The organism is Homoserinimonas sp., from assembly GCF_056262345.1.
The window spans coordinates 1-3,519 of record NZ_JBACFR010000202.1; the positions used below are offsets into that span (position 1 = coordinate 1).

Here is a 3,519-nt window from a genome sequence, read left to right on the forward strand (position 1 = left end):
CGACTACGTCTCGCCTCCGCGCACACCCAAGTCGTAGCTGCGTGACCCCGTCGCCCGGGCCCACCTACCGTGGCCCGTGTCGGCCGCCACAGGGGCAGCCGCGACGAAGGGACACCCCATGACGCAGTATCAGGTCGACAGCGATGCCGTGCTCTCAGCCGAGGGCGCCCTGAGGGCATCTGCGGCGCGCATCCAGGGCGAGGTGAGCGGGATGCTGGGGCAGCTCGTCCCCCTGCAGTCGTCGTGGACGGGGCAGGCGTCGACGGCCTTTCAGTCGGTCGTGAGCGACTGGCGCAACACCCAGCACCTGGTGGAGCAGAGCCTCACCGGCATCACCCACGCCCTCGGCCGCGCCGGGCAGCAGTATGCGGAGGCAGAGCAGGCCAACGCGAGCCTCTTCGTGCGCTAACCCGGCCGGTGCGGCGGTGCCGCAACCCGCGCACACACGACCCGCGCACACAGACGACCCGCGCACACACGACCCGCATTAACAGCAGAAGGGGGGCTCCCGCAGGAGCCGCCCTTCTGGCGTACTAGTTCGAGCTAATGCCCGGCGTGGACTAGAAGTCCATGCCACCCGACGGGTCACCCATGGGTGCAGGGTTCTTCTCGGGCTTCTCGGCAACGACGGCCTCGGTGGTGAGGAAGAGACCGGCGATCGACGCTGCGTTGAGCAGCGCGGAGCGGGTTACCTTCACCGGGTCGTTGATGCCAGCGGCCAGCATGTCGACGTACTCACCAGTTGCGGCGTTGAGGCCCTGGCCAGCAGGAAGGTTGCGCACCTTCTCGGCGACAACACCGGGCTCGAGGCCCGCGTTGGCGGCGATCTGCTTGAGCGGAGCGTCGATCGCGACGCGAACGATGTTCGCACCGGTCGCCTCGTCGCCAACCAGGTCGGTCATCGCTGCGCTAGCAAACGCGACCTCGCCGGCCTGGATGAGCGCAACGCCACCACCGGCGACGATGCCCTCTTCGACGGCTGCCTTCGCGTTGCGAACGGCGTCCTCGATGCGGTGCTTGCGCTCCTTGAGCTCAACCTCGGTTGCGGCTCCGGCCTTGATGACGGCGACGCCACCAGCAAGCTTGGCGAGACGCTCCTGGAGCTTCTCACGGTCGTAGTCGCTGTCGGTGTTCTCGATCTCGGCGCGGATCTGCTTGACGCGACCCTCGATGGCCGAAGCATCGCCGGCACCCTCGACGATCGTGGTCTCGTCCTTGGTGATAACGACCTTGCGGGCGCGACCAAGAAGGTCAAGCGTTGCGTTCTCGAGCTTGAGGCCGACCTCTTCGCTGATGACCTGACCACCGGTGAGGATGGCGATGTCCTGCAGCTGAGCCTTGCGACGGTCACCGAAGCCGGGAGCCTTGACGGCAACCGACTTGAAGATGCCGCGGATCTTGTTCACAACGAGCGTGGCCAGAGCCTCGCCGTCGACATCCTCAGCAATGATGAGCAGCTGCTTGCCAGCCTGGATCACCTTGTCGACGATGGGGAGCAGATCCTTGATGTTCGAGATCTTGCCGTTGACGATGAGGATGTAGGGGTCCTCGAATACCGTCTCCTGGCGCTCGGGGTCGGTCACGAAGTATGCCGACAGGTAACCCTTGTCGAAGCGCATACCCTCGGTGAGCTCAAGCTCGGTGCCGAACGTGTTCGACTCCTCAACGGTGACAACACCTTCCTTGCCGACCTTGTCGATCGCCTCGGCGATCAGTGCGCCGATCTCGGCGTCACCGGCAGAGATGGATGCGGTGGCCGCGATCTCTTCCTTGGTCTCGATCTCCTTGGCAGAAGCAACGAGGGCCTCGATCACCGAAGCGGTGGCCTTCTCGATGCCGCGCTTGAGGCTGATCGGGTCTGCGCCGGCTGCGACGTTGCGCAGGCCTTCGCGAACCAGAGCCTGGGCGAGCACAGTAGCGGTGGTCGTTCCGTCGCCGGCGACGTCGTCGGTCTTCTTGGCGACCTCCTTGACGAGCTCAGCACCGATCTTCTCGAACGGGTCGTCGAGCTCGATCTCCTTGGCGATGGAGACGCCGTCGTTCGTAATGGTGGGGGCTCCCCACTTCTTCTCGAGTACGACGTTGCGGCCGCGCGGGCCAAGCGTCACCTTGACGGCGTCCGCAAGCGTGTTGAGGCCGCGCTCAAGGCCACGACGGGCCTCTTCATTGAAAGCAATGATCTTTGCCATGTGTGTTTCTCGTCCCTCCCGGACGTCGGAAATTGCATCAGCTTGTTGGCACTCTCCCAAAGGGAGTGCTAAATGATTCTGGCACTCTGCCCTAGCGAGTGCAAGCTCAGAGGCCCCTGCTTGCAGGCCCGGGCGCGTGCGCTTGCCGGGTTTAGGCTCACGGTGCGGACGGCACCACCGAGCGAACTCCACCGCAGCGCCGCCGCCGAACCATTCCCCAGCATTCACCGACTTACTGAGAGGAAGCCGCCCGTGAGAATCGCAATCGCTGGAGCAACCGGGGCCGTAGGCCGTTTCGTTGGCGATGTTGCCCGAGAACGCGGCCATACTCCCATCGAGATCAGCCGCTCGGCGGGCATCGACCTGCTCGACCCCGTGTCGGTGGCCAGGGCGGTTGTCGGCGCCGACAGCATCGTCGACGTGTCGAGCGTGGTCACCACCTCGGCTCAGACTTCTCGGCACTTCTTTCGCACCGCAACGACCAATCTGCTTGCCGCAGGTGACGCCACCGGCATCCGAAACCACGTCGTCCTCTCCATCGTGAACGTGGACAAGGCGCCGTCGGGTTACTACGCGGGCAAGGTTCTGCAGGAGGACATCGTCGCTGGAAGCACCGTGCCGTGGAGCATCCTGCGGGCCACCCAGTTTCACGAGTTCGCCGCGCAGATGCTCGATCGGGCCAAGTTTGGGCCGGTGCGAACGATCCCGATCATGCGCACGCAGCCCGTGTCCGCTCGCGAGGTGGCCGAGCGGCTCGTCGACCTCGCCGAACAGGATGCTCAGGGTCGCGTTAGCGATCTTGCGGGGCCGCGCGAGGAGCGGCTCGTTTCGCTCGCCCGCGCCTATGCGAGGGCAAAGGGGTGGCGCGTTCCCATCGCCTCCGTGCCCCTGCCGGGCGGGATGGGCACGGCGATGCGCAACGGAACCCTGCTGCCGGGCCCGGATGCTCAGCGCGGCTCGGTCACATTCGACGAGTGGCTGCGCACAGCGCCCTAGGGCTAGAGACGTTCGCTCAGGCGCCGGGAGGCACCGCAGAGAAGCTGCCGGCCAGCGGAACGAGTTCGATCCAGGTGTTGCCCGCCCCTAGTCGAACGGTGATTCCGTCGTCGCCCATGAGGGTGATGGGGGCCGTAGCGGATGCCTTGCTCCAGGTTGCGTGGACGGTGCCGCCTCCCGTGGAGACCCACGCCTCCCCGCTGCCGATGAGTTCGGTTTTCGGCACGGCGCTCATCGTGACGGGCACGCGCAAGGTCACGACGTTGGTGGCCGCGAGCTGCTGGCCGTCGCTCGCATCGGTGTCGGGCTTGCCATCCTGCCAGCGCAGGAATCG

Annotated in this window: 4 protein-coding genes; 2 read left to right on the forward strand and 2 right to left on the reverse strand. The window is 65.8% G+C overall.

Going from position 1 to position 3,519, the window contains the following annotated elements; all coding sequences use genetic code 11:
* The first annotated feature begins 118 nt into the window (after positions 1–118).
* On the forward strand, positions 119–409 hold the full coding sequence (locus AC062T_RS09745) for a WXG100 family type VII secretion target (RefSeq protein WP_476029542.1): 291 nt from the start codon (positions 119–121) through the stop codon (positions 407–409).
* 151 nt (positions 410–560) lie between these two features.
* On the opposite strand, the gene groL is transcribed toward AC062T_RS09745, so the two are convergent.
* On the reverse strand, positions 561–2,189 hold the full coding sequence (gene groL, locus AC062T_RS09750) for a chaperonin GroEL (RefSeq protein WP_108515037.1): 1,629 nt from the start codon (positions 2,187–2,189) through the stop codon (positions 561–563).
* Between the two features lie 252 nt (positions 2,190–2,441).
* Here groL and AC062T_RS09755 point away from each other — a divergent pair, with 252 nt between their 5' ends.
* Positions 2,442–3,185 (forward strand): SDR family oxidoreductase, encoded by a 744-nt coding sequence (locus tag AC062T_RS09755; RefSeq protein WP_476029544.1) that lies wholly within the window; start codon positions 2,442–2,444, stop codon positions 3,183–3,185.
* 16 nt (positions 3,186–3,201) lie between these two features.
* On the opposite strand, the gene AC062T_RS09760 is transcribed toward AC062T_RS09755, so the two are convergent.
* Positions 3,202–3,519: DUF3048 C-terminal domain-containing protein (locus AC062T_RS09760; RefSeq protein WP_476029546.1), on the reverse strand; the 318-nt coding region annotated here is incomplete at its 5' end.

Excerpts from the sequence above, each read along its gene's own strand:
- AC062T_RS09745 (WP_476029542.1), top strand. The coding sequence starts at position 119 with ATGACGCAGTATCAGGTCGACAGCGATGCCGTGCTCTCAGCCGAGGGC.
- groL (WP_108515037.1), bottom strand. The coding sequence starts at position 2,189 with ATGGCAAAGATCATTGCTTTCAATGAAGAGGCCCGTCGTGGCCTTGAG.